This window comes from Phyllobacterium chamaecytisi (assembly GCF_020164455.1).
In the GTDB taxonomy this organism is placed as follows: domain Bacteria; phylum Pseudomonadota; class Alphaproteobacteria; order Rhizobiales; family Rhizobiaceae; genus Phyllobacterium; species Phyllobacterium chamaecytisi.
This window is the reverse complement of record NZ_JAIQWW010000020.1, coordinates 98,424-125,038: the sequence shown is the minus strand read 5'-3', so window position 1 is coordinate 125,038 and position 26,615 is coordinate 98,424. Positions and strand designations below refer to the sequence as shown.

General features: G+C 55.7%; 23 protein-coding genes and 2 pseudogenes. 6 read left to right on the top strand and 19 right to left on the bottom strand.

Features of this window, described 5'->3' with window-relative positions; translation table 11 throughout:
* Positions 1 to 254: 254 nt before the first annotated feature.
* On the bottom strand, positions 255 to 1,529 hold the full coding sequence (locus LB462_RS25145; protein WP_224513670.1) for a hemolysin family protein: 1,275 nt from the start codon (positions 1,527 to 1,529) through the stop codon (positions 255 to 257).
* A 543-nt stretch (positions 1,530 to 2,072) separates the two neighbouring features.
* Here LB462_RS25145 and LB462_RS25140 point away from each other — a divergent pair.
* On the top strand, positions 2,073 to 2,255 hold the full coding sequence (locus tag LB462_RS25140) for a hypothetical protein (RefSeq protein WP_224513668.1): 183 nt from the start codon (positions 2,073 to 2,075) through the stop codon (positions 2,253 to 2,255).
* Positions 2,256 to 2,547: 292 nt separating this feature from the next.
* Here LB462_RS25140 and LB462_RS25135 read toward each other — a convergent pair whose 3' ends face one another.
* Positions 2,548 to 2,949: an AAC(3)-I family aminoglycoside N-acetyltransferase gene (locus LB462_RS25135; RefSeq protein WP_224513666.1), complete on the bottom strand. Its 402-nt coding sequence runs from the start codon at positions 2,947 to 2,949 to the stop codon at positions 2,548 to 2,550.
* 351 nt (positions 2,950 to 3,300) lie between these two features.
* Here LB462_RS25135 and LB462_RS25130 point away from each other — a divergent pair, with 351 nt between their 5' ends.
* Positions 3,301 to 3,810 (top strand): SOS response-associated peptidase family protein, encoded by a 510-nt coding sequence (locus tag LB462_RS25130; RefSeq protein ID WP_224513664.1) that lies wholly within the window; start codon positions 3,301 to 3,303, stop codon positions 3,808 to 3,810.
* Positions 3,811 to 3,849: 39 nt separating this feature from the next.
* Here the strand turns inward: LB462_RS25130 and LB462_RS25125 are convergent, their stop codons facing one another.
* The 4 genes from LB462_RS25125 to LB462_RS25110 form a co-directional block, all read right to left on the bottom strand.
* A complete protein-coding gene (locus LB462_RS25125; RefSeq protein ID WP_224513662.1) occupies positions 3,850 to 4,287 on the bottom strand; it encodes a Ros/MucR family transcriptional regulator in 438 nt (145 codons plus the stop codon).
* Between the two features lie 55 nt (positions 4,288 to 4,342).
* The gene (locus tag LB462_RS25120) at positions 4,343 to 5,446 is read right to left on the bottom strand and encodes a YihY/virulence factor BrkB family protein (protein WP_224513661.1); all 1,104 of its coding nucleotides are present in this window, start codon (positions 5,444 to 5,446) and stop codon (positions 4,343 to 4,345) included.
* Positions 5,447 to 6,229: 783 nt separating this feature from the next.
* Entirely contained in the window at positions 6,230 to 6,700 is a 471-nt protein-coding gene (locus LB462_RS25115; protein ID WP_224513659.1) for a YciE/YciF ferroxidase family protein, read from the bottom strand.
* Between the two features lie 82 nt (positions 6,701 to 6,782).
* Positions 6,783 to 6,953 (bottom strand): hypothetical protein, encoded by a 171-nt coding sequence (locus tag LB462_RS25110; protein ID WP_224513657.1) that lies wholly within the window; start codon positions 6,951 to 6,953, stop codon positions 6,783 to 6,785.
* Positions 6,954 to 7,323: 370 nt separating this feature from the next.
* Between LB462_RS25110 and LB462_RS25105 the strand changes: the two are divergent.
* Both LB462_RS25105 and LB462_RS25100 read left to right on the top strand, forming a co-directional pair.
* Positions 7,324 to 7,503, top strand: a pseudogene (locus tag LB462_RS25105) (hypothetical protein); the annotation flags it as partial.
* A gap of 508 nt (positions 7,504 to 8,011) precedes the next feature.
* Positions 8,012 to 8,647, top strand: coding sequence for a hypothetical protein (locus LB462_RS25100; RefSeq protein WP_224513655.1), 636 nt, complete (start codon positions 8,012 to 8,014; stop codon positions 8,645 to 8,647).
* Between the two features lie 213 nt (positions 8,648 to 8,860).
* Here LB462_RS25100 and LB462_RS25095 read toward each other — a convergent pair.
* From LB462_RS25095 to LB462_RS25070, 6 genes and pseudogenes are all read right to left on the bottom strand, one after another.
* Positions 8,861 to 9,094, bottom strand: a pseudogene (locus tag LB462_RS25095) (copper-binding protein).
* Positions 9,091 to 9,771, bottom strand: coding sequence for a GSU2403 family nucleotidyltransferase fold protein (locus tag LB462_RS25090; RefSeq protein ID WP_224513653.1), 681 nt, complete (start codon positions 9,769 to 9,771; stop codon positions 9,091 to 9,093). The pseudogene LB462_RS25095 and the gene LB462_RS25090 overlap by 4 nt, the downstream one beginning before the upstream one ends.
* Before the next feature lie 808 nt (positions 9,772 to 10,579).
* Positions 10,580 to 11,614 (bottom strand): L-threonine 3-dehydrogenase, encoded by a 1,035-nt coding sequence (gene tdh / locus LB462_RS25085; protein WP_224513651.1) that lies wholly within the window; start codon positions 11,612 to 11,614, stop codon positions 10,580 to 10,582.
* Position 11,615: 1 nt separating this feature from the next.
* Positions 11,616 to 12,812, bottom strand: a complete 1,197-nt coding sequence (locus tag LB462_RS25080) for a glycine C-acetyltransferase (RefSeq protein WP_224513649.1) — start codon at positions 12,810 to 12,812, stop codon at positions 11,616 to 11,618.
* 85 nt (positions 12,813 to 12,897) lie between these two features.
* Entirely contained in the window at positions 12,898 to 14,712 is a 1,815-nt protein-coding gene (locus LB462_RS25075) for an ABC transporter ATP-binding protein (RefSeq protein WP_224513647.1), read from the bottom strand.
* Positions 14,713 to 14,726: 14 nt separating this feature from the next.
* Positions 14,727 to 15,923, bottom strand: coding sequence for an aminotransferase class V-fold PLP-dependent enzyme (locus tag LB462_RS25070; RefSeq protein WP_224513689.1), 1,197 nt, complete (start codon positions 15,921 to 15,923; stop codon positions 14,727 to 14,729).
* 106 nt (positions 15,924 to 16,029) lie between these two features.
* Between LB462_RS25070 and LB462_RS25065 the strand changes: the two genes are divergently transcribed.
* Positions 16,030 to 16,860 carry an IclR family transcriptional regulator gene (locus LB462_RS25065; protein ID WP_370637291.1) on the top strand — a complete coding sequence of 277 codons (831 nt, stop codon included), beginning with the start codon at positions 16,030 to 16,032 and terminating at the stop codon, positions 16,858 to 16,860.
* Position 16,861: 1 nt separating this feature from the next.
* Here the strand turns inward: LB462_RS25065 and LB462_RS25060 are convergent, their stop codons facing one another.
* The 7 genes from LB462_RS25060 to LB462_RS25030 form a co-directional block, all read right to left on the bottom strand.
* The gene (locus LB462_RS25060) at positions 16,862 to 17,359 is read right to left on the bottom strand and encodes a RidA family protein (RefSeq protein WP_224513646.1); all 498 of its coding nucleotides are present in this window, start codon (positions 17,357 to 17,359) and stop codon (positions 16,862 to 16,864) included.
* A 10-nt stretch (positions 17,360 to 17,369) separates the two neighbouring features.
* Positions 17,370 to 18,596: an amidohydrolase/deacetylase family metallohydrolase gene (locus LB462_RS25055; RefSeq protein WP_224513644.1), complete on the bottom strand. Its 1,227-nt coding sequence runs from the start codon at positions 18,594 to 18,596 to the stop codon at positions 17,370 to 17,372.
* Between the two features lie 2 nt (positions 18,597 to 18,598).
* Complete coding sequence (locus LB462_RS25050; RefSeq protein ID WP_224513642.1) at positions 18,599 to 19,468, bottom strand: ABC transporter permease; 870 nt, start codon at positions 19,466 to 19,468, stop codon at positions 18,599 to 18,601.
* The gene (locus LB462_RS25045) at positions 19,468 to 20,409 is read right to left on the bottom strand and encodes an ABC transporter permease (RefSeq protein WP_162702074.1); all 942 of its coding nucleotides are present in this window, start codon (positions 20,407 to 20,409) and stop codon (positions 19,468 to 19,470) included. Before LB462_RS25045 ends, LB462_RS25050 begins: the two co-directional genes overlap by 1 nt.
* Positions 20,410 to 20,493: 84 nt before the next feature.
* Positions 20,494 to 22,023: an ABC transporter substrate-binding protein gene (locus LB462_RS25040; protein WP_224513640.1), complete on the bottom strand. Its 1,530-nt coding sequence runs from the start codon at positions 22,021 to 22,023 to the stop codon at positions 20,494 to 20,496.
* Between the two features lie 145 nt (positions 22,024 to 22,168).
* Positions 22,169 to 23,461 (bottom strand): L-rhamnose catabolism isomerase, encoded by a 1,293-nt coding sequence (gene rhaI, locus LB462_RS25035; RefSeq protein ID WP_224513638.1) that lies wholly within the window; start codon positions 23,459 to 23,461, stop codon positions 22,169 to 22,171.
* 25 nt (positions 23,462 to 23,486) lie between these two features.
* Entirely contained in the window at positions 23,487 to 25,583 is a 2,097-nt protein-coding gene (locus LB462_RS25030) for a bifunctional rhamnulose-1-phosphate aldolase/short-chain dehydrogenase (protein WP_224513636.1), read from the bottom strand.
* A 221-nt stretch (positions 25,584 to 25,804) separates the two neighbouring features.
* Here LB462_RS25030 and LB462_RS25025 point away from each other — a divergent pair, with 221 nt between their 5' ends.
* The gene (locus LB462_RS25025; RefSeq protein WP_224513625.1) at positions 25,805 to 26,614 is read left to right on the top strand and encodes a DeoR/GlpR family DNA-binding transcription regulator; all 810 of its coding nucleotides are present in this window, start codon (positions 25,805 to 25,807) and stop codon (positions 26,612 to 26,614) included.
* The last annotated feature ends 1 nt before the right edge of the window (position 26,615 follow it).

Genomic DNA, 26,615 nt, shown 5'->3' with positions numbered 1-26,615 from the left:
TCCTACACATCCAATGTGGCATAATCAATATTATGGAACGTCCGTGCGGTTTTGTAGCTGTTGCTTTTGCGTCCATAACCGCCGTTTACTCCGGTAACCTTTCGAACCGGCTGGATTGATTGTTGGCATCTTCGAACTCTGTGCGTTCGATGGCGTTACATTGACTATCATTTAAGATGACATCTATCGCCGGGAGCCACGTTCTGGACCGACCAGAACTGGACAGGACCTCCCCTAACTTTAGACCCGATCTGCTACAAGCGGGACGCCAAGACTTTGTCGACGCGGCGGTGATCAAGGTCGACGACCTCGAATCGCCAATTGTCGACTTCTATGGCCTCTCCGGTTACGGGAATCCTTTCCAAGTGATCGATCACAAAGCCCGCTACCGTCTCGTAGTGGCGGTGTTCAGGTAGGTCGAGACCGAGCAACTCCGCCATTTCATCGACTGGCATCCAACCCGCAAGAAGCCAGGATCCGTCCTCCCGCCGCACCGCCTCATTCTCTGACTGATCCTCATCCGAGCGGAACGCACCCGCGATGGCATCAAGAATGTCGCCGGGCGTCAAAAGTCCCTCAAAGTGACCATATTCGTCATGAACGAGCGCCATTGGCACATCGGCATTTCGCAGGACCTTGAGCGCCGCCAAGGCATCCATCGTGTCGGGAATGATCGGAGCATGACGCACGTGGTCGCGGATGACCACCGCCGAGGATGCAAGCATCGGCTCGATCATATCCCGAAGCATGATGACGCCGACAACGTTGTCGCGGTCACCGTCAAACGCCGGGAGACAGGAATGGTTGGCTGCGATGAGTTTGCGTTTCAATGACACCGCATCTTCGCCGACGTCGACCATTTCGACCTCGGTCCGCGGGGTCATCACAGCCCGAACGCTGCGATCGCCGAGCCTGATGACACCCGATATCATTGAGCGCTCTGCTTCCTCGATCACGCCTGTGCTGCCCGCCTCGGCAACAATCGTCAGGATCTCTTCGTCGGTTATGGCGCTTTCGGAAGCAGTCGATATACCAAGGAGCCTAAACACACCGCGCGTCGACGCATCCAACGCCCAGACCGCCGGCGCAGCGACAAGCGACAGGACGTTCATGGGGCGGGCGATGAAGCAGGCAATGCGCTCCGGGTTCTTCAATGCCAGATGTTTGGGAACGAGTTCACCGATGATTACCGAAAGATAGGTGATGATACCGATAACGAGAGCATACCCTGCGACATCGGCGATATCGGCACGCACGCCTACACCAGCAAGGAATACGCTCATGCGCGATCCAAGTGTTGCACCGGAAAACGCACCCGCGATGATACCGACGAGTGTGATGCCGATTTGAACTGTTGATAAGAACTTCCCGGGATTCTCCGAAAGCGCAATGGCCGCGCTTGCTCCCGCGACACCGCGATCAAGCAACATCTCCAGTCGGGCTTTACGTGCCGAGACCACCGCAAGCTCAGATAGTGCGAAAACTCCGTTCAGGAGAATAAGAAAACCGACGATCAGCAATTCAAACATAAGATTTGGATTAACCCCAAGACGAAACTTTTGCAGCCGGATTTGTCAAATGCCCAGCTGCTGCAACCAAGTAGGTAATCGCTCGTTTCAGCCAAGCATGGAAGCTAGTCAAGTGGCAACCGAACTAATGGAGGTGGGATATGATTCGGTCAAGAAATCGCGAACTTTATCTTTTTGGCTATCGATTCTCGGGACAGATGGCAACGGTAGCCCTCATAGGATTGTTTCTGGTGACAGCGATAGTCATTGCAAGCCCCGTTTTGATTTTGCGCTTTCAGTATTTCCAGTAAAGATCCGCAGAAGGCACGTTTTAGGAACTGCGTTGCTCAAGCTTTGCGGGAAACGGTGGTCGGATGCTCCGACTATGGCCTCGGGATAGCCGACATGAGTCGAGCAGGTTAATGGCAGACGGTGGAATGACCCGGTTGACTGCTTCCTACATGGCGTGCCAGCGAGACGGCAAAAATCGCGCCTCGACTTCGTTGATTGACTTCGGCCTGTCCAAACGGCACATCACGACTTCAGCCGTCTTGGAGGACTCACATGGCAGCACAGCACGTCAAGGAAATCGACGCGGCGATAAAGGAATTGATTTCCTCGCGTCGCCAGGAAATTCTGCAGATTGCACAAAACGGCGCAAACCCTGGACCGCTCAAGAATCTGGTGGAAATCCAGACGGCTATCGACGCCCTCTACCGAGCACGCGAACAGGAAGCACATTCCTGAATAAGCGAAGCAATTCATTCGGCTGGCGCGAGTGGACCGCAAGACACTCCTGCGGTCCGTTAGTATAGAAGGCTCACTATCGGCTGCCGAGCGACTATAGGGCTACATCATCTTTTCGATGTTTGAATAAGCACCCGATGTGTTGAGCTTGATTGTGACATCGCTCCCCGTGCGATTGCGTCAGAACCAACCGTGTTTGCCGTCAAACGCTGCTTCCAATTCACCTGGGCCGGACGGTGAACCACACGTCCATTGCGGGCTCGCGAAGTTGGTTTCTATTTCTATTTCTGGGCTACGGGTCAATCACTATGTCAAAATGAAGAACATCCTCGCGAATGCCGAGCTTTTCGTACAGTGCAATCGCCGGGTCATCACCGTAATCCGCTTGAACGTATATGACCCACGCGCCGCGGCGCTTGGCGATATCTCTTAAGTGGTTGATAAGGGATATCGCTATTCCTTGCCGACGATACTTTTCATCTACTGCGAGGTCATAAATATAGAACTCACGTCGCGCCTGCTCAAACTTGTCAAGTTCATAGGAGACAAGTCCACCCGTCACAACTCCGTGTGCCATCGCGACCAAGGCAACCACGTGATCCTTGGCCAGGAAGTCCTTCATATAGGCCTCAGTTGGCGGGTCGTCTCCGTATGTCTCGCAATCGGAAAATGCGTTTCCCAACAAGGCATTCAACCTACGAAGAAGGCAGACGTCGTGAGGCGTTTAAGCGTAAAACGCTGAGTGGACATGAACAGATTTTCCGCACTTCTGAATGCCTTGGATACTTGCGCACATCGACCGAATTGCAAGCGGATTCATTGCGCAAGGGGCGAGTGCAGTCTGTTCGAATTAAGAACGATGGGTTGGGCGGAACTCGTCGAAGCGCATAAGCTCGGCAAAAGACACCTGTCCAGTTCTGCAGCCCCCCATGTTTATGTTGACTCTAACCTATGCCCTCCCCCGAAATGACGGCAAAGTTGAACTAGGTTAGCCGTTATGTGCAACGATTATGAGCAGCATATCCGTTGGTCCGAAGATTGCGACATGATGCAAAGCCTCGAGCTTAACATGCCTGCCCATCAGAGCGAGCTCGACCTTCCGCAGGCCGATGACGTTAAGATTAACGATATGGCTCCCGTAATGCGGGCCGCCGGAGACTATATTGAACTCTCGCGGATGAATTTCAGTTTCCCACTTAGCGGACGCGGCGGACCCGTGTTCAACTTTCGATCGGAGGGCCGCCGTCACTTTGCTGACAGCAAACGTTGCCTTATCCCGGCGAGCGCCTTCTTCGAATTCATGCGTACGAAATATCCAAAGGCGAAGCATCGGTTCACCTTGAATAGCGAACCTTTCCTGGCGATTGCCGGCGGCGCGAGAGACAAGGCAATCATCCCGCGCCTTTACGATGCTAACAACGATGCCGGGACCGGATGTGGAACCGTATCACAATCACCAAGTGGTCGTGCTTCGCCCGGAGAATTGGGCGGTATGGCTTTACCTGACAAAGTCCGAAACAGAATTGCTGCAGCCAACTGCCAGAGGAGTCGCTAACCGTGGAAACCGTGCGGCCAGGAACGGACTGACCGCTGATCAACGCGCCCTCCCCGACTTTCGACCGAGCCCCATGGTTTTGGCAAGGCGAGATCGACTCTCGGCGTAATTCGGCGCGACCATCGGATAGGAAGGATCAAGATTCCATCTCTTGCGGTATTCTTCGGGTGTGAGATCAAAGGAAGTCTTCAAGTGCCGCTTCAACGATTTGAACTTCTTGCCGTCTTCGAGACAAATGAGGTAATCGGGTGTCACCGACTTTTTGGGGTTCACTGCAGGTACTGGGATAGGCGAGGCAATCGCCGTCTCTTCGTTTCCGGGAGTTGCTCCTGACAATGCAGCATGCACGGTATTGAGCAACATCGGTAAATCCGCGGCACGCACCGCATTATTGCTGACGTAAGCCGCCACCAATCTGGCTGCCAGGTGGACGAGCTTATCCATGTTCAATTTGCTGTTGGATTCTTCGATAGTCATTCCAATTAATCTCCCACTAATCCAAATATCTAAAGCTATAAAACGTATGTTTTTGTTACCTTGTCGCCTCGCCTATAGTGTCTGCAGCCACCGCTCCCCGCTCTCCCATGGGGCGCGGTGCCCCGGTGGTGCTGTCCATTGCAGTTTGTTGCTCGAGTTCTGCATTGAGTTCCGCTCCGAGGATCAGGATTATCAACGAGATCCAGGTCCACATCATCAGGCCGACGACCGCGCCCAAGGTCCCGTAGGTCGCGTTGTAATCTGCAAAGTTGGCGAGATAGAACGTAAACGCGGCAGAGGCAATGATCCAGACCAAAGCGGAAAAGACAGCTCCGAACGAGAGCCAGCGCCACTTTGCGTATTCGCGGTCGGGGCCGAACCGATAAAGGACAGAGACAGCGAGAGCGGCAATTACCGCCATGAGTGGCCACCTGGCTATGTTAATCAGGGCCTCGCTCCAGCCGGCGAATCCGAGTGACGCCAACAGCGCGGGGATAGCTCCCAGAACGGTGATTAGGACAATTGCGAAGAACAGGCCACCCAACGTAAAAAGGAATGAAATCAGGTTCAATCTTACGAAGCTGCGGTTTTCCTTCTCCCCATACGCGACGTTCAAAGCTTCGAATATGGATTTAAAACCATTGTTCGCGCTCCAAAGCGCCACCGACAGGCCCAGAAAAAATCCGACGCCGAGCGCTTTCACATCCTGGGTTGCCAAGGCCTCAAGCTGAGCTTGGATCAGGGCAACAGCATCGTTCGGCACAACTCCAGCAAGCAGCGATATGTTGCCGGCAACTGTGGCGCGATCCGCCAGAAAACCATAAAGAGAAACGAAGGCCGTAAGCGCAGGAAATAGGGCCAACAGCAAATAGAAGGTCGAACCAGCAGCTATCAGCATGACCCGATCTTGTTGCAACGAATAGTAGACTCTGAAGAGAACATCCTTCCAGCCCAATGCCGGAATTTCGGCGGGGGACTTCGCGTTGCGGCCCCGCCCGGGCTCCAGAGTTTCCGCCTGCTGTGCCGCCGCTTTGTCAACCGAGTAAGACCCTCCCGTATGTCTTCGGGACGTGATCGCCATTGCTGCTGTCCGGTGTTGGATGGCACGTACTGCCGCTAACAACGCCAACGTGTAAAGCGCGAATGCGATCCGTTTCATTTCAATTCCTCGATTGCCATCGGGCAATTTAGCATAACCGCCATGAAAAAGGTTCGTTCCCCCTATTGTCAGGTTTCATCAAACGAGCCTGAAACGCCTTTGCGGAACTGATCAAGCTGGATACGTTTTGTCCATAGACAGCGTCGGTCGCGTTAACCCGACGTGACGGCAGGCGGACAGGACAGTTTTTCTGGTTTCCGGTCTTGGCCGACGAAACGGCAGGCGAGGCATATCCCGTCCGGCCGATGCTGTCGGCGGGGGCTATCACCAGCATTCGGGTAGCGACGACAACGATTGCCCAGAAGATGTAGATCGGCTTTTCAGAGTGGGGAAATGGACATCAGGCGGCCAGCACTTGGCGAGTGAGTTGCATTCCCCGACACGGTAAATCAACAATAGCGCTCATCCCAGTGGCTTAAGTAATTAGCTGGAAAACTCTCCCTGAATGCTATTGCAATGACGCTGGTGAAGATGGCGTAAAGCGCCAGCCATCCTGACGCTGCCATGACAAGATTCGTCTTCGCCATGGCTGCTATAAACACGGATATACATAGCTTGGGGCCGAACCTGCCTACCTCGGCAGACCTGAACGCTCATAACTCGCCCCGTCCTTGTTGTTACCGTGTGTACTGCAGATATATTCGTTGGAACTTTTGGTGTCTATGCAATGGCCGCCATGGCTGTGCAATGGTTCTTCTGTTTTTCATAGTACGTCAGCGTGTGAGGAGACGTCGTGCGGAACCGGACTAACAACCTTGGGAAAGCCCGGCGCCAGCTCTGAAGCTATTTGTTGATAGTGGTTACAGCCAAGTTTGTGAGCTTGTTGTTTGCGGCTTTTTCCTGGTCGAGAATCTCACTTAAGAGAACATGGGCCTCCTCATTACCGAGCACTTTAGCCCATTCGCGCAGCGAGCCATAACGGGCGATTTCATAATGCTCCACGGCTTGACAGGCTGCCAATGCACCAGCTTCCAAGGCAACACCCTGGGCTTCCGCAAGAATACCGTCGGTCTCTTTTAGAAGCCCGTCTGTCGCATCGCATTTCTCGCCTGCTGCCTTTACGCCAATGGTCTTAAAAACCTTTTCCAAGGTTTTGATCTGGCCCTTTGTTTCTGCAAGGTGCTCATCCAAGGTCTTTTTAAGCTCTACGTTTTTTACCGCGCTGGATACTTTTGGAAGTGCTTTTGCGATGGCATTCTCGGCGTAATAAACATCTTTGAGGGTGTGTTCGAATAGCTCGGCAAGTGTTTTCATATTTATGCTCCGGTTTCAATTTAGCACCTCAACAACTCGCAGCCAAATTGATCGTTCCCAATTCAAGCTTAGGTGCGAACAATCATTTTTTGGCCTGATTGCGTTCGGCTTCCTCCAACCGCTTCAACAGCTGATCGAGTATCTTGTTATCCGGAGGCGTCAGGAACCGGGAGCGCAATGCTTCCCTGTACTCCGGCCGCTTGAGTTGCCAGTCAATAATTCGAGCACCCTTGGGCTTTTCATCGTCACTCAAATTCGGTGTCCGAGAGAGCATGTGAATGCTGAACGGCTGGCACAAACAGTAATGAAGCTATTCGATCAAGGCATACGAGACGAAGATGTTCTCGTTGCCAAAGCTGAGAACAGGAATTGACGGTGTCCGGAATTGCACAGCGCCGCGACACCAAGATCGCCTCACAGACCGATACTCTGCATTTCTGTTTCAAGGGGCATTTGAAATGGAGCGCCTGAATCACAAGCTGGACTGCAAAGCCTGTGGGACTATCTATCTGGATATTCCCGACGACGTGCGCAATGTGACACCCATTCACTGCAGTTCGTGCGGTCAGTTCATTGGCTATTGGGCGAGCTAATTCGGGATTTTGACAGACAGGGCGGCCAAGATGGTGGCAGCACTCGTTGCCGTGTTGCCACCACTGCTGTTGGGTGGGTTATGGAGCGAGTGGGTCTACAAAGGACTCGCGACCCTATTGATCGGTTGCCCTTGCGCACTCGTCATTTCCACACCTGCTGCCATCGCGGCAGGGCTCTCGGCAGGCGCGAGACGCGGGGCCACCCTTGAGCGCGTTAAGGCTGCGTATCCGAAATAATGGTCGAAGGGTGCAAACATGGCCAAGTCTCCGAATGCCGGGGTCATTGAGGTCTTGGCTGATCACGGAAAATGCGTTCACGTTGAGCACTAGCTGAACCCATCAGCTTATACCGCCATCGTACTTGTGGCACGAACAGGTTGAGTTAGTAGGCTCAAACCAAAATCCGCCTATGAAGCCCATATCGATCGGGGTTTTCCCGCTTGGCTGGATGCACAAGCGATCAGGGCGCGAGCAGCAATGTTGGAACCGTTGGTTCCTGTGTGAAACTAACTGTGCCTTGCATCGGCCGTTAGCCTTCACCGCTTTCTGTGGTAATTTGCAGGTGTTCGCCTACTCTTGTTGGGGAACGAGATCGTCCGGTGAATTTCTGATCGCGGTAGTTGTCGTACTAGCGGTTTTCAGTCCAGGCACATGCGTGGCGAGCGACAACGACGGCTCAGTCGCTGAGACGGTGTTCGCTCCTCGAGTTCGGGAATGAATGATGAATGCAAATGGTCGTCTAGTCTTTGTAGCCTTGCTTGCCCTGGCGGTAGAGGGATGTGTGTCGAATACTGGAATCAAGCCGAATGTCGTGACCTACAACAATCAAGGCTCGATGGCAGTCGGCGCTCCCTCACCCACTTCGTCACTTCAACAGAAGGAAGGGCAATACTTCATTGAGTTCCGCTCCCGGTATGCCCTCACCTACGGCCACACTTTCGTGATTTTTGGCCGTCTGGACGAGGCGGGCCAAATGATCAATCCCGAAGTCTCCGGCCTTGCCCCAGCTACAGATAGTGTCGTTCCCTACATTCTTGGTCATTACATACCCGTGCCGGCTGAGACCGGGGAAAGCGACGGTGATCTGGACGACAGGTACAGGTCGGCGAGCTGGCGGGTCATGTTGAGCGAAGCCGAATACAATAAAGTCGTTGCCTACATACGCAAACTGAAGGCCAGTTCGCACTTTTGGCAAGCGACCACGTATAACTGCAATGCCTTCGTGGGCGACATTGCGCGGTCCATGGGCTATAAAGTGCCCGGCCACTTGCTGCGTCCGCAGCAGTACATAACCAAGCTTCGAGAGATGAATGGGGGGCCGAATGCGATTGGTTACACCGGGCCTGCGGGTTAGATTGTGAAGAAGGACGTTTTCGAGTTCTGTCCGCTGGACCCACCCGCCCTTCGATCGGGCTTGCCGCGCGGAACACTTATCTGCGGTGTTTCGGTTCAAAATCGAGATCAACAAGGGTATAAGCGCTTCAGTCTTTCCAAAAAAATAACGCCAGCGACTATGTACAGCCGCTGGCGTCTTGCCGAGCCGCTGATAACAATCGGTTGCCGGGAATTATTTAATCTGAGTTACCGTGAGCTTGCCGTTGACCTTCTCGGCGAAATTCGGGCGCTTTGGCCCTGTTTTGCCTTGGCAAGCAGAGCATTGTCGCTGACAACTAACACCATCCTCATTGCTGGCATGTCCAAACTTTTGAGTTCCTCATGGTTGATGGTAACCTTCTTCTGCTTGAGATCAATTCTTCACCTCGCCCTTGGTAAACGTGGGGGAATGTGTATTAGACGTCAGGTAAAATGAGTAATAAGTGTGACAGGAAATGAGTAATACAGGCCTTGAGAATACGCTGACTGACGTCTACCCGAGAGCAGGCACCAGTTGTGAAGCGCGTTGATCGCATTTGCCGCAACTGCAATTTCGACTGTTTCATTGGCTGCCGAATCCAGTTTGGGTTCATTAGGATGGAAAACGGGCGAGAAACTATCATCGACCGAGTTCAACGCTTGCTCCAGGTTTTCGATTTTGTCGTCGATTTGCTGGGAGACGCTGAAATACTGGGCAACATCAATGTCATCTGTGCGCATTGTAAGGTCGGGCAACCGGACTCCGAGAAGGCCTCCATAAGTTTGGAACGCCACGGAACCAACCAACACCGAACGAAGCTTAAACATTCCCGCCTTCGACAACGCTTGAACAACTTGGCCTTCAATTGCGATGGGCGATGGCATCCCTGCTTGCCTGAGTTTTGAAGCGAGAAAATGTTGAACACGTTTGTCCAATTCCTCATTGCCTTTTGGACCCACATATTTGAGATATTGCTGTCCTGCTCCTCCCTGAGGGTCTGCGGAAAATCCCCTGTAATACCAATATTGTCGGCCGCGCCGCGTTTGGAGCAAGAACGATCCATTTTCGGGATACGTATCGTCGAATTCTGCGTCCAGGCATTTCTGCAGGAGGTCAGAAAACATTAGCTGCTCGATGGAACTAAACTGCCTCATGAATAGGGCTACAAAAAGGGCGCTCGACCCGTTCGAGGGGAGCGCCCTTTTTTCCCGGAGAAAGCAAGCGTCATTGCTGGCAACTCGATTTCTCATCGACGGGTGGATGAGGTAGTTGGGTATCCAATGAGTAGATTTCAATAGCCGTGTCCGTCACTGATTAAGTGCCTGCATTTCCGACTTGGTTCGGTTCGCTGAAAAATGCACATCCCTTTACACATTAACCCGCGTTTAGTTCCTGTCGGGACCAGGAAGCCCCGCGGCGCGAAGCGCGCGCACGAAAAACCGTCTATGAAGTAAATTTTCGACGTTATCTTTCAGTTGCTGAAGATGCGCGTGGGTCGGATGTCCGGGCCAGTGTATTTGAGGAGGGACGGCGCTGTCCGGGGGCTGCCAGTACCAAAACAACCTGCCCCTCGCCTCGCGCGTGCATGCGGATCAACGCGGAGAGATTTCCTGTCCGCGCGCGGTGCACGAGGACAGCGAAGATGGTCTCGATCGCAATCGGGAGTTCTTCAGCATGGGTACCGCGTTGTAGGCAAAGATGGGTAACGCCGTTTACATAAGTAAAGGGGAGCATCCGCACCAAAGTAAAAGCACCCGCCCCCCGTTCGAGGTTTGTCGTCTTGCTTGATACTGCTGTTTCCCGTTTCGGCCGGCCACCGGGTATCATCGCGCCCCCCGCTTGTTAAACCCGAAATGTTGGCTCTTCAAGATCCTTTCGGGTGGAGGGTGGCTACTTCACCGAAACATTGTCCTGTCGGAACGACGCCCTTACTTACCAGCTCAAAACGACCTTGCCTGAACTGCCAGACCGCATCGCATCGAAGCCAGACTGGAAATCATCGATGGGCAGCCGGTGCGTTATAATCGGCGACAGATCGAGACCCCCTTGCACGAAGGCGATCATCTTGTACCAGGTCTCGAACATCTCGCGGCCATAGATGCCCTTCAGATTGAGCATCTTGAAGATCACCTTGTTCCAGTCGATCTCGAAACCTGTCGGCGCAATGCCGAGAATGGCGATCTTCCCACCGTTGTTCATCTTGTCAATCATGTCGCGAAAAGCTGGTGCCGCACCGGACATCTCCAGACCGACGTCGAAACCCTCGGTCATGCCGATGTCTTTCATGACGTCGGCGAGGTTTTGCGCCGAAGCATCAACCACATGATCTATCCCGAGTTTGCGGGCGAGCGCGAGGCGCGCCGGATTGATATCGGTAATGACGACCTTGCGGGCTCCTGAGCGCTTTGCAACCAGGGCACCCATGATGCCGATGGGGCCTGCGCCGGTAACCAGCACATCTTCGCCAACGAGATCGAAGCTCAGGGCCGTATGCACGGCGTTGCCAAAGGGATCGAAGATCGCAGCGATTTCATCGGAAACATCGTCCGGGATCGGTACGACGTTGTCTTCCGGAATGCAGACATATTCGCCAAAGGAACCGGGCCGGTGTACGCCGACACCGAGCGTGTTACGGCAGAGATGGCCCCTGCCTGCGCGGCAATTGCGGCAAATGCCACAGACAATATGGCCTTCACCGGAGACGCGCTGCCCGACCTTGTATTTGGTCACGGCAGAACCAATTTCGGCGATCTCGCCGCTGAACTCATGACCCACGACCATCGGCACCGGGATCGTGGCCTCAGCCCACTTGTCCCAGTTGTAGATGTGCACATCAGTGCCGCAAATAGCTGACTTTTTGACCCGGATCAGTACGTCGTTTGCACCAAGTTCCGGTACCGGAACGCGCTCCATCCAGATCCCGGGTTCCGCCTTCGCTTTGACCAGTGCCTTCATCATGTTCGACATGCTATTTCGCTCCGATGATGCCAAGATCACGCCCGACTTCAGCAAAAACCTCGATCACCCGAGCAACGTCTTCCGTGGTGTGGGCGGCGGACATTTGGGTGCGGATACGAGCTTGGCCTTTTGGCACCACAGGGAAGGCGAAACCGATGACATAAACGCCCTTTTCGAGCATGCGCGACGCCATTTTCTGCGCCAGCGTCGCTTCGCCAAGCATCACCGGAATGATAGGATGATCGGCGCCGGCCAGATTAAAGCCAAGCTTTGTCATATCGCGGCGAAAATGCGCGGCATTGGCGGCGAGGCGCGCGCGCAGGTCCGCGCCCTGGTCAATCAGATCGAACACTTTCAGCGATGCTGCCGCAATGACAGGCGCGAGCGTGTTTGAAAAAAGATAGGGCCGCGAGCGCTGACGCAGCCAGTCGACCACCTCGCTCTTGCCGGATGTATAGCCGCCTGAAGCCCCACCCAGTGCCTTACCCAGGGTGCCAGTTATGATATCGACACGGCCCTCGACACCGCAATGTTCGGCTGAGCCGCGACCGTTTTTGCCAACAAAGCCGACGGCATGGCTGTCGTCCACCATGACCATGGCACCATATTTGTCGGCGAGGTCGCAGACGCCCTGCAGATTGGCGATGATGCCGTCCATCGAGAATACGCCGTCGGTCGCAATCATCTTGAAGCGACTGCCTTCAGCTTTCTTCAATTCTTCTTCCAGCGCCGCCATGTCATTGTTGGCGTAGCGGAAACGTTTGGCCTTGGACAGACGCACGCCATCGATAATCGAGGCATGGTTGAGAGCGTCGGAGATAATTGCGTCTTCCTCACCGAGCAAAGTTTCAAATAGGCCGCCATTGGCGTCGAAACAGCTGGAATAAAGGATTGTGTCCTCCAAACCGAGGAAGCTGGAGATGCGGGCTTCAAGCTGCTTGTGTTCCTCTTGCGTACCGCAGATGAAGCGTACCGAAGCCATGCCGTAGCCGTAGCGGTCGAGTGCGGCCTTGCCCGCTGCGGCAAGTTCTTCGTTGTCGGCAAGTCCGAGATAATTATTGGCGCAGAAGTTGAGCACCTTTTCACCGGAATCGACAACGATCTGTCCGGCTTGTTTGGAGGTGATGACGCGTTCGGTCTTATAAAGCCCGGACTGTTTCAGCCCCTCGAGTTCGGAAGACAGGTGATCGATAAAGGGCTTGGACATGGCTTTTCCTGCTCTGCGCCTGATGATGGGGCAGCTCTCGCAATGTCATGTCACGATCAGGCCAATGTCTCAAGCCCCGGCTTGATCAGAGCTGAACCAGATGTCCCGACGAAACCTCGGCATATTGACGGATCGGAACTGCGAAATCCGGCGCTCGAACGGGGCTTTTGATCTCGTCATTGGACACAGGCCGCTTTACACCTCGCCGCGAAGGATCCGGAACAGGCACTGCTGAAATCAGCTTTTTCGTATAGGGATGCTGCGGATTTTCGAAGATCGCCGCGCGGGGCCCGATTTCGACGATTTCGCCAAGATACATTACCGCGATGCGGTGGCTGACCCGTTCGACCACGGCGATATCGTGCGAGATAAACAGATAGGCGAGGTTCAGGCTAGCCTGCAGGTCGAGCAGAAGGTTGATGACCTGCGCCTTTATCGAGACGTCGAGTGCCGATACGGATTCGTCAGCAACGATAATCTTCGGGTCGAGTGCCAATGCGCGGGCAATGCAGACGCGCTGACGCTGGCCGCCGGAGAATTCATGCGGATAGCGACTTGCCATTGCTGGCGTGAGGCCCACACGCTCCAGTAGATCCGCCACACGCTCACGTGCTTCGGCACGGGTTCCAAGCTTGTGTTCCAGATACGGCTCGGCAATGGCCGCGCCGACCGTCATACGAGGATTGAGGCTGGCGAACGGGTCCTGGAAAATCATCTGCATGGTCTGGCGCATGTCGCGCAACTGCTTCTGGTCCATGGTCAGCACGTCCTGGCCATTGAGCAGCACTTCGCCGGCTTGCGCTTGGACGAGGCGCATGATCGAGCGTCCCGTCGTTGATTTTCCGCAGCCGGATTCGCCAACGAGCGAAAGGGTTTCGCCGGGCTGCAAGGTGAAGGACAGATTTTCGACGGCGTGCACCCGTCCCTCAAGCTGGCCGAACATGCCGGAATGGATGTTGAAACGCGTCGTAAGATTGCGCACGTCGAGAAGCGGCTGGACCCCCGCCTGCACCGTATCGGCCGCTTCGACCGGTGTATCGGATGTGCCTGTAGCGCGATCGACTACCGGAAATCGCAAAGGCCGCTCACGTCCTTTCATCGAGCCCAGAACCGGAACTGCTGACAGCAGCGAACGTGTGTAGGGATGCTGCGGCCGTGCGAAGATATCCTCGGTCTTGCCGGTTTCGACCGCCTCGCCATTGTACATGACCACGGTCCGGTCGGCGATCTCTGCCACGACACCCATATCGTGGGTGATAAAGAGAACAGAGGTGCCCTCCTCGTCTTGCAGCAGTTTTATAAGATCAAGTATCTGGCCTTGAATGGTCACGTCCAGAGCTGTCGTCGGTTCATCCGCGATAAGCAGTTTTGGTTTGCTCGCCAGCGCCATCGCAATCATCACGCGCTGTCGCATCCCGCCCGAGAAGCGATGGGGATATTCATTGAATCGCGATTTCGCAGCAGGTATCCGCACCTTTTCAAGAAGCCGGATGGTTTCCGCCTTTGCCTCGGCACGCGACATGTTGTGATGACAAAGCAATGCCTCGCTGATCTGCTGACCCACCGTAAACAGCGGATTGAGGCTGGTCATTGGTTCTTGGAAGATCATCGCGACATCATTGCCGCGGACACCGCGCATCTGGTTCTCCGGCAGGGCGAGAATGTCCTTTCCGCCCAGCATGATTTTCCCCTCGATACGGCTCTTGTCCTTTTGCAGAAGTCGCATGACAGAAAGCGATGTGACGCTCTTGCCGGACCCGGACTCGCCGACAATTGCCACAGTTTCGCCGGGCGCAACGTCGAAGGAGACGTTGCGCACGACCGGCCGCCATTGACCATCGGCCAAGAACGATGTGGTCAAGTTCGAAACCGAGAGAACGGGAGCGATGGACTTTTCCATGAGCTATCCTCCAGTCAATCTGGCCAACGCATCAGACCAGCCATACGACGGGCGTAACGTTCTTCGAACGGGCTTGCGATGATCTCGTTCGAGGCTCGTGCCTTGCTCAGCTCCTCGTCGAGACGGCTCGCCACGATTTTCTCCTCGCCCGGATGCAGATTGCATGGATCCATATAGAAAAATCCGTGCTCGGCTTCGTGATCGCGGACGATGATCGGGTGCGCACCTCGCGCCAGCGCATCGGCAAGATCCCACGCTGTGATATGCGCTTCCTGCGGGTTGACGGTCACCCGCAAACGGTCGAGCGGATTGTGGGTTGGATCCGGTTCGATCTCGGCGGTGACGCCGGGCTTGCCCGACAGCGTCTGCTTCCACAGATCGAGATAACCGGTTTCCTTTTCGCGGATACCGGCATGGTCGCGCTTCTCCCAGGCTTCGAGTGCTGCGATAGTGCCAAGGATGCTTTCCTTGCCAAGCTTCATGCCGCGGCCAATGCCCATATTCTGCAGGAACGCATTGCGAACCAGATCCTTGCGCCCGGCAACAATACCGCCCGTTGGTCCGCCGAGGAACTTGTGCGAGGAATAGAGCGCGATGTCGGCACCCTCCGCGAGAAAGATTTTCAGATCGTATTCGGAAGCGGCGTCGACGATGACCGGAACGCCGCGCGCGTGGCAAACCTCGGCAAACTTCTTCAGGGCGATCAGTCCATACTGGACAGTGTGGTGCGACACCACGAAAACAGCGGCAGCCGTGCGCTCATTGATGGCACCGTCGAGATGGTACGGATAGCAGGATGTGGCCTGGCCGATGAGTACCGCCTTCGCGCCCGCAAGCCTGATGCCTTGGTCAACCGGCGCGCCATAGCTGACGACATGGCCAGTCTGTATGATCACTTCGTCCTTCAGACCGGTGGTGTCCGGCAGCCGCTCGATTGCAGCGAGATCGCTTCCGGTCATGGTCGCCGCCACGGCGAGGCTGATCCCGGCCGAACAGGAAGCAGTGACAAAGCCCGCATCGCCGCCCGTCAGACGTGCGATTACCGGGCTCGCCATCTTGTGCAGATCGTTGATTTCCACAAATTGCGGGAGTATGGCACTCATAGCGGCGACCGCCTCCGGTACCACAATCGACGCGCCCAGTGATGTCATTGTCCCGGAAACGTTGATCACGGGTCTCAATCCAAGCGACTGGCGTATATCGGGCGGCATATGAGAGTCGGTCATGGTATTCTCCTTGTAGAGTATTCCGTTTGCTTGGCATGTATGCCGTTATAATGTAATAAAGAGTCGAGAGACCTGAGCGATTTGCAGGAGCCTGAAAGTGGACGCGAAGACATCAGACATGGACGCATCCGGGAATCTTGCCCGCGAGGACACAACCGCCCGGCGTTCGCGTGTCAGCGGTATCGATCGCGCCCTGCAGGTTCTTGACTATCTGTATGAAACGGGAAGTCCGGCTGGCGTTTACGCAATAGCCAAGGCCATTGGCGCCCCCCTTTCCACCGTCTATGTGATCATCGACGACCTCGTCGAGAAGAACCTTCTGTCGCGCAATGGCGATAACACTGTCTGGCTGGGCGCGCGGCTCTATCACTACGGTCTTGCCTATGCGCGCTCGCTGGATTTTCTCAATGTCGCCAACCATGAGATGCACAACCTCAGCCGTGTTTCGGGCGAAACGGTGCAGGTCTGCGGCCGCGACGGCGATCACATGATGGTGCTGGCGATGGCTGACGGGCCGGGGCATTTTCAGGTAACGTCCCGCGTCGGCACCCGCGTCCCGCTCAACTGGACTGCATCCGGCCGCCTGCTTGTTGGTCATCTCCCGGAACAGGAACGGCTGGACGTGTTCGAGCATTGTGCGAAATCTTCTCCGACAGGACGTGCTGTGATCGATCCATCGGTTTTGTCCGAGTCGGCCAAACAAGCCTTGCAGGCACGCATTTCCATACAGGCGGGCGAATCCGACTATGCCGTGGCCTGCGTCGCCTCGCCCATCTGCGATGACAATGGCGCCTGTATTGCCACCATTTCCATCGTTCTGCCTGAACAGAAGATCACCGACAATCCCGATCGCTACACGGCCGAGGTCAAGGCCTCGGCGGAGCGGATCGAAACGGTAATGGGCTGGCGCAGTCATTCCTGACCTAGTCCTTCAACGAGATGATTGCCTCGATTTCCACGGTGATATTGCCGGGCAGCGAGCTGAAACCAACGGCTGAACGCGCATGATTGCCAGCTTCACCAAAAACATTGATCAGCAAGTCCGAGCATCCGTTGATGACCGAGGGATGATCGGCAAAATCCGGCACTGCATTGACCATGCCCAGAAGCTTCACCACACGTTTCACCCGCCGCAAATCTCCGAGCGCCGAATGCATGACCGCAAGCAGGTTGATGCCGGTCAGACGCGCGTGCTTGTAAGCTTCGTCAACGCTCACATAACCTCCGACCTTGCCGGTATGCATGTAACCGTCATCTTCGCGCGGCCCCTGCCCGGACAGATACAGCATATTGCCTTCCTGAATGTGGGTGACGAAATTCGCGATCGGGCTCGGCGCTGGGGGAAGAATTATGCCCAGCGCCTTGAGGCGATCATAAGGGGAAACGTCGGCATCGATTGCCGGGCTTGATAGGTCACTCAAGGCGAATTCCTCAACGGTATGAATAGGGCGCAATGGCGCCGGATGTTTCAGGCTTGACGGGCTGGTAGCGGCTGGCGGCGATCGGTTCATTGCCGAGCACCGCCCAGTGTGGTTCGAACAGCTTGTCGAGCCTTGCTTCGTAACCCATCGAGTCGATGACTGTGAGATCGGAATCGGCGAGCTCGAAGATGGTGAAATCCGCACGCGTTCCAACCGACAGGAGGTTCTCGGTCGGCAGGTTGATCGCAGACGCCGGAGAGAGCGTCACCGCTTCCACCACCTTGTCGAACGGCATCCCGACGCTCAGGAGTTTAGACATCGTGGTGCCGAGGTCCCACACTGCGAAGTTCAGGCTGCGCAGATGAATATCGGTCGAGATCGAAAACGGCAGAAGTCCGCGCTGGATCGCGACTTCCGCCACGCGGAAGGAGAATGATGCGCCGCCGTGACCGATGTCGAGGCGTATCCCCTCCCCTGCACAACGCGCCGCCAGTTCGAACAACTCGTCGTCCTCGATGATGCTGCTGCCGACCTTGCCGTTGAAGCAGTGGGTGATGATGTCTCCCGGGCCGAGGATTTCCAGCACCTCGTCATAGAGCGCCGGCGGTTCGCCAACATGCACCATCATCGGGATTTTCAATATCTTGGCGAGCTTCTTGCCGACTTTAACCGGAGTGACACCCCAGGAGCCGGTGATCACATGGCTGGCACGCACCTTCAGTCCGACGATGTGATCACGGTTTTCATTAACGCAGGCAACGGTACGATCGATATCGATCGACTTGATATCGCTGAGTTCGCTGACCCGGTTGCAGGCTACGAGCCCGATGGAGCCGAGGTTCAGAAACGCCTTGATACGTTCACGTGCCGGATCAATGATGTATTCGCGAAATCCATGGAAATTGGCTTCGCCCGCCGAGCCCGCATCAACGATGGTGGTGACGCCCCGTTCGGCGCCGCATAGTTGCGGACGCACCGAAATATCCGTGCCGCCATGCCAGATATGCGTGTGTAGATCGACCCAGCCCGGGGAAATCCATGCGCCCTTGCCGTCGACACGGCGCACATCGCCGTGAACCTTCAGCGAAGGGCCAAACTCGGCGATCTTGCCGTCAGCATCGATCAGGATGTCGATGCTGGACGAAGGCGCAGTCGGTCCGAACGAAACCGGTTTGACATTGGTCAGCAGCAAGCGCCCTTCCATTGGAGAACCGGCGGTTGCGGAAGATGCAGGCATGATCAAAGATCCTTTCTGAGGCGGGGGTCGAGAAGGTCGCGGAAACCGTCGCCGACCATCTGCAGGGAAAGAACGGCGAGCACGATGGCGATACCGGGGAACAGCGTCATCCAGTCCGCCTTGCCGATATATTGCCGGCCGGACGCGATCATCGTGCCCCAGGTCGGCACTTCCGGACTGACGCCAAGCCCGAGGAATGAAAGACCCGCTTCCGCCAGCATGGCATTGGCGAAGAGGAATGTGCCTTGCACGAGAATCGGCGATAGCAGATTGCGCAGGATATGCCGCGTCATGATATGCGGCGTTGAGATTCCAAGCGATGTCGCCGCCTCCACATAGGGCAGTTCACGAATGACCAATGTCGAGGCGCGAACGATACGGGCGAGGCGCGGCGCATAGACGATACTGAGCGCGACAATGACCGTGGTCAGCGATGGCCCGAGTGCTGCAACGAGCGCAATCGCCAACAGAATATCCGGAAAAGCCATCATCGCGTCGATAAGGCGGGTAATCGGCGCATCGAGCTTTTGGAAAAATCCAGCAAGGATGCCGAGGGTCACACCGATCAGTGATGCAAGCACAACCACGGCGAAACCGACCAGTAGCGACAACCGTGCCGAAAAGATCGTCCGCGAGAACACGTCGCGGCCGAATTCATCCGTGCCGAAGAACCACTTCATGCTTGGCGGCTTCAGACGGTTGACGATGGATAATTTGCTCGGCGAATAGGGTGTGATCAGGGGTGCGAAGACCGCAAGGAGCACGAAAATGGCGAGAACGATCAGCCCGAACAGTACGGTCTTGCGCCGGATCAATATCCGGAAAAACTTTGAGGGCTCGCTTGTCGGGACGTTGGTTGCAATATCGGCCATCAGTAGCGCACCCTTGGATCGACGACGAGGTAGAGCATATCGATAGCGAAGTTGATGAGGACGTAGAGTGCAGCGATGATCAGCAGCGCGCCCTGGATAACAGGATAGTCGCGCCGCAGCACCGCTGACACCACAAGACTGCCGACACCGGGAAGACCAAACACCGTCTCTGTGACAACAGCACCCGAGATCAGCACTGCTGCCGTTAAACCCAGCACGGTGAGGATCGGAATCAGCGCGTTTTTGAAGGCATGTTTCAACACGACCCGGCGCTCATCCACGCCCTTGGCGCGCGCTGTGCGAATATAATCGTCGCCCAGCACATCGAGCATGGAGGCGCGGGTGAAACGCATAATGAGCGCGGAAGAGACGATGCCGAGCGCGAACGCCGGCAGCACCAGATATCCCAGCCGTTCCATCAACGATGTTCCTGGCCCGCCATAGCCGGATACTGGAAACAGGCCGAAGCGTACGGCGAATATCTGCATCAAGATGAGGCCCAGCCAGAAGCTCGGGATGCTTGCGGCAAGCATGGCTACTGCCGTTGCTGCCTGATCGAAAAATGACCCGCGCCGGTATGCGGCATAGATGCCGATTGGAATGGCGATGACGCTGGCGATCAGCAGCGAGAAAATTGTCAGAAAGAAGGTCGGTTCGGCGCGCTGGGCAAGCGCCTGCAGCACGGGCTGGTTGAGAAAGATGGACTGGCCGAGATCGCCCTTGAACAGATTGCCGATGAAATAGACATATTGCAGCAGAATGGATTGATCGAGCCCGAGTTGCTGACGCAGCGCTGCGATATCTGCCGCAGTTGCCTCCGGCCCGAGCATTACGGCAGCGGGATCACCCGGCGTGACGCGCACGATGATGAAAACGATCGTCACCACCAGGAACATCACGATGATCATGCCGATAAAGCGTTGGAGTATGTAGCGAAGCATATGGTCGGATCGTTCTCTCTTGCAGTTTTTACTGAAGAATGGTCGCAGGCTGGCAAGCCCCTGCCCGCGACTATTGCGCCTGCGCTATTGCTTCAGCGATACGTTCCAGAAATAGGGCCATGGCGCTGGCGTGAAACCTTCCAGCTTTGGTGATTTGGCCGAAAGCGCATTGAAATCACCTATCTTGATGATCGGGACTTCGGCATAGATCACCTTCTGTACTTCGGCCCAAAGTGCGACGCGCTTCTTTGGATCGACTTCAGCGTTGAACGCATCGACAGCCGCCTTGCGTGCGGGCGTATCCCAATTGCCGGGCGCACTGGTCGACATGGCACCGATCAGAGCCGGTTCCGGCAGGAAGGGACTGTGGCTGATATAAATATCCCAGAGTTTCGGGTCGGCGCGGCGCTGGGTCAGCGTTGCCCAGTCCACCACTTGCATATCTACCTTGAAGCCTGCAGCCTTCAGATACTCGGCCGCAACCTGAGCCATCTTGTAGTGAAATTCATATTGGCGGCTCGTCAGGATGCGGATTGGCTCGCCATTGTAGCCGGCCTTCTTCATCAGTTCGGCAGCCTTTTCCGGATCGGCGACGTTGTAGGCGCCTTGGGTGCCCGCGTCGGTCTTCCAGCTATAGCCGTCGGGATACATTGACGGGTTGAGCGAATAGAAATCCGTACTGCCGAAGGCGGCTGCCATCATGTCTTCCATGCTGAGCGAATCGCGAATGGCCAGTCTGATATCCTGGTTCTTGGTGATGCCCATGCTGGTGTTCATGACGAAGACCGGCCAGCCGAATGGCTTGAGCAATACGGCTTCAGTCGTTTTCTGGTCCTTCAGCCGGTCATAGGCTTCGACCGGCAGGCTATCAACGTAATCGAACTGACCCGAAACTGCGCCTTCGACACGTGTATTGGCATCCGGTACAGGAACAAAGCGGATTTCATCGAGATATTGATGACGGGCACCGCCATAGCCGTTTTCGTCGCCTTCGGGTGATTTGTAGCCGTCGAAACGTGCCAGCTGGATATACTGGTCGGCCTTGCGCTCTTTCAGCATGTACGGGCCCGTACCAACCGGATCGGTCATCGGGTTTTGCTGCTTCTCGCTGGGGAGAATGATCGCGGCGGCATTGTTGAAAGCCAGCAGCGAAACGAGCGGGGCATAGGGCGCGTTAAGGGTGATTTTGACAGTGGCGGGATCGACAGCTTCGATCGAAGCGATCATCGAGGCTGTCTGCTTGCCGCGCGAGGCAACTTCTGTCCAGCGCTTTAACGACGCGACGACGTCGGTCGAATCCATATCCGTGCCGTCATGGAACTTGACGCCGGTGCGCAGCTTTATGGTGTAGACTTTGCCGTCAGTCGAAACGTCAGGGAGACTGGCGGCGAGAAGTGGTGTGACGTTCCAGTTTTTGTCGAACGTATAGAGCGTCTCAAAAATGTGTTGCGAGACGATGCCAACGAGGTCCGCTGTCGAGGCCATGGCATCGAGCGTGGGCGGTTCGCCGATTGTGGCGACGTTGATGACCCCGCCTTTTGCCTGAGCGAAAGCGGAGGGGCTAAGAGCAATCAGCGCCGAACCAAGAAGGAGTGCGAGCTTCAGTGATTTCATGACGGGTTCCCTTGTTATTCCACAATAATGGATTATAGTGTTTTATAGTAGAATAAGAACAAATGCTGATGGGCCTGTCAATTCAAAAAACAAAAGGGCCGCGCAATGAAGCGCAGCCCTTTTGTTTTAACAGAGGGTAGGTCGATTAAATTATTCCCCCGCCGCCCGCGGCACTTACCGGCCGTTCCTTGCCAATCAATTCGCGGTAACCACTCTTGCGATAGGTGGCGATAGGGTCGATTGCTCCAGCTGAACGTCGACGCGCCTCGGCGAGAATTGGTTCGACATCGGTGCGGTAGGCGCGCTTCAATGCGTCTGAAGCCATTAGCGCGTCGTTTTCATCCTGATAGGCGCTCAATGCCTTTCGATCCACCAGTAGAGCTTGAGCGTAAGCCCGGCGAATTTCATTGGCGCTCGAGATCAGGCTTTCGATCGGATCGGTGACATTGTGCGACTGATCGATCATGTGGGCGGGATGGAAGTTTTCTACGCCGCGATCCTCCGCATCGACAAGTTCATTGAAGACGAGAAACAGTCGGTAAGGATCTATCGACCCGGCATCGAGATCGTCATCGCCATATTTGGAATCGTTGAAATGGAAACCGCCAAGTTTCTTGCACTGGATCAACCGCGAAACGATCATCTCGATATTGGTATTCGGGGCATGGTGGCCGAGATCGACGAGACAATAGGCTTTCGGCCCCAATGTCTGCGCGATCAGATAGTTTGTTCCCCAATCCTGCACCACCGTCGAATAGAAAGCCGGCTCATACATCTTATGCTCGGAGAAGATACGCCAATCATCCGGCAACGCTTTAACTATCTCCGACATTGATGCGAGATAGCGCTCGAAGGCTTTGGCAAAGTTGCTCTGTCCCGGAAAATTGGAACCATCGCCTATCCACACGGTCAGGGCTTTCGAGCCAATCGCTGCACCGATCTCGATACATTCGATGTTGTGCTCGATCGCTTGCGCCCGCGTCGCCGCATTCACATGGCTAAGCGATCCATACTTGTAGGAATGTGCCTGGTCGGGCCCATCGGAGAAGGTGTTGGAATTCATTGCATCGAAACCAAGGCCGTGCGCATCGGCATGGGCCTTCAGATGTTTCGGATCCGCCTTGTCCCAGGGGATATGCAACGACACATTGGGTGTTGTCCGCGTCAATTGCTGGATCACCGCGCAATCGTCGAGCTTGTCAAAGATGCCGCGCGGCTGGCCTATGCATGGAAAGCGCGCAAACCGTGTTCCGCCCGTGCCAACACCCCATGAGGGCACGGCGACGAAAAATTCCGCGACCTTGTTGGTGATTGCATCGATGTCGATGTTGCGTCGCGCGAGATGAGCGCCCAGCGCCTCGTAGTCGCTCTTGTGTGCAGCGAGCAGCCGGTCGTTTTCGGCCGCAATCAGTTCACCGGAAATATGTAGCTCAGCCATGATGTCCTCCCGAGACTGGACAGTACTAACGCGTAAAGCTCTGCGCGTTGCCCGCATCGACATTGATAATATTACCAGTTGATTTGGCAGATGCATCCGAGGCAAGAAAATATATCGCTTCGGCGATGTCTTCCGGCAGCACATTGAGCTTCAGCAGTGAACGTTTGCGATAGTGTTCCTCGAGCTCGTCAACCTGCAGATTGGACGAGGCGGCGCGCTGCTCCCGCCATTCGCCGTTCCAGATTTTCGAACCGCGCAGTACCGCGTCAGGATTGACCGTATTGACGCGAATGCCCCCCTCCGCGCCTTCCAGCGCCAGACAGCGGGCAAGATGGATTTCCGCCGCCTTGGCAGCACAATAGGCGCTCGCATTTGGCGATGCGGCCAGACCATTCTTGGAAGCGACGAAGACGACGTTGCCGCCAATCTTCTGCCTGCGGAACAGCCGGAACGCCTCGCGCGAGACGAGAAAATAGCCGGTTGCAAGAATATCGATATTGCGCGTCCACATCGAAAGCTCTGTTGTCTCGATTGGCGCCGAGGATGCGATGCCCGCGTTGGAAACGAGAATGTCGACGCCGCCAAACTCCACGGAAGCTTCGGCGTAGCTGGCGATCACCCCTGCCTCATCCGTCACGTTCAACTGTACGCTGCGTACGCCATCCGCCGTATAGCGTTTGGCGAAATCGTCATGCGCCGTCTTCAGTGCTTCAGCATCGATGTCGGCAAGCACCACGCAGGCGCCCTCGCCCAAAAGCCTTTCCGCCGTCGCCCGGCCGATACCGCCGGCGCCACCGGTGACAAACGCCACCCGGCCTGCCAATGACTTGGGTTTTGGCATGCGCTGAAGCTTGGCTTCTTCGAGGAGCCAGTATTCGATGTCGAAGGCTTCCTGTTCGGGCAGGCCCTGATATTCGGAGACCGATGAAGCGCCGCGCATGACGTTGATCGCGTTGACGTAAAACTCGCCCGCGATGCGCGCGGTCGCCTTGTCCTTGGCGAAGGACAGCATACCAACACCGGGAATGAGGAAAATCACCGGATTGGGATCGCGCATTGCCGGCGAATTGTCGTGCTTGCAGTCGTTGTAATAGCGAGCGTAGCCGGCGCGATATGCTTCCAGCGCGCTGTCGAGCGATGCGACTACCGCATCCACGTCCGGTTTCGCGGGATCGAAGTCGAGCACGAGTGCGCGAATTTTCGTGCGCAGGAAATGGTCCGGACAACTGGTGCCGAGGGCCGCGAGAGGGCGCAGATTGTTTGAGTTGACGAATTCGAGCACTGCCGGTTGATCATCGAAATGACCAAGCTTGCGTTCCGACACGCCGATTTTCCCACGAATTTCCGGCATCAATTTTGCCGCAATAGCACGTCGTTCGGCGGCGCCCAGACCAGTGGCAATCTCTCCGCCGAAGGCGGCTTTTCCGGCCGTCTTCTGATCGAACCAGACGATCGCCTTGTTGATGATGTCCAGCGTCAGTTCATAGCATTCCTTGGCGTCATTGGCCCAGGTGAAGAGACCATGGCTTTCGAGCACGACACCTTTGGAGTTTGGATGCGCAGCCACATAGGCACCAAGGTCGAGACCGAGCTGGAAACCTGGACGGCGCCACGGCAGCCAGCCGATCCCGTCGCCGAAGATTTCCCGCGTCAATTCGCGGGAGTTTCTCGACGCAGCAATGGCGATGATCGCATCGGGATGCATGTGATCGACGTGTTTAAACGGCACAAATCCGTGCAGGGGCGTATCGATGGAGGCAGCGCGGCCATTGAGGTTGAAAGTGCAGTGCGGCAGGAAGCCGACCATGCGGTCCTCGTCCTCGACGCCCTTGTAGATGGACTTCAACGATTCCAGCTTTTCCATATAGAGCGTGGCAAAACCGTCGAGCTTGATCGTACCGACATCGCCGCCCGACCCCTTGACCCACAGCACCTCGACTGGCTTTCCGGTCAGCGGGTCGGTTTCGATCACTTTCGCGGACGTATTGCCACCACCATAATTGGTGATGCGCTTGTCGGCGCCCAGCAAATTGGAACGGTAAAGCAGCTTGCCCGGCTCATCCAGATCAGCGGCCTTTTGATCGTCCCAACGATTATCCAGAAGTTGGACCTTGTCTGCCATTATTTGCCTCCCGAAAAGTCAATTGCCAGCCCAGGACAGATCGTCCCGCCGCTGCTATTTGCGTCTAGCTATGGAGCAGATCGCATTTTGTTGTCAATCACAAACGGTCAAGTTCAGTCATAAACTTACCATTGTGCAGTGCAATATGAAACTATTTGACTGAAGTTGATTGACATTCGCGATATTTTTGCGCCATAGATTGTCACAAGAGGAGAACAAGCATGCACGAGCGTGAGCGCCACCGCATCATCCTGAGCGCTGTTCAGGAAAAGCCGGTCATCACCATTCAGGACATTGCCGAACTGACGGAAGCGTCGGAAGCAACGATCCGTCGTGACATTGCCTCGCTCCATGTCAAAGGCAAGCTGCGCCGGGTGCGTGGGGGCGCCGAAGCTGTGCATCCACCGCAACTGACGCCCCTCGCTGGCCGGCACTTTCATGTTTCGGAGTCGGAAAACGCCGACAAAAAGCGTGCCATCGCCCGCGAGGCCGTTGCGCTGTGTGAAGAAGGCGACGCCATCATCATCAATGGTGGCACGACAACATTCCAGATGGTTCATTTCCTCGCCTCTCGGCGGTTGCAGGTGATGACCAATTCATTCGCCATTGCCGAGCATCTGGTGAAGAATTCCAAGAGTTCGGTCACTGTGCCGGGCGGAGCGATCTACCGCGAGCAAAGCATCATCCTCTCGCCCTTCGATAATGATGTGACGCGTAATTTCTACGGAAAGCGCATGTTCATGGGCTCGCAGGGCGTTGGACCGTTCGGGGTCATGGAGTCCGACGCGCTCATTATCCAGGGCGAGCAGAAACTGATCAATCAGGCCGATGAGCTCGTCCTGCTCGTCGATTCGACCAAGTTTGCACGCCGCTCGAGCCTCATCCTCTGTCCGTTGCAACGCGTTGCCACCATCATCACCGATGACGGCATTTCGGATACGGACCGGAAAATGGTGGAAGACGCAGGCGTCAGGTTGATCATCGCAAACGTCAATCAGGAAAAATCAAGGAATTCCGTTTCCGTCGCGTGAC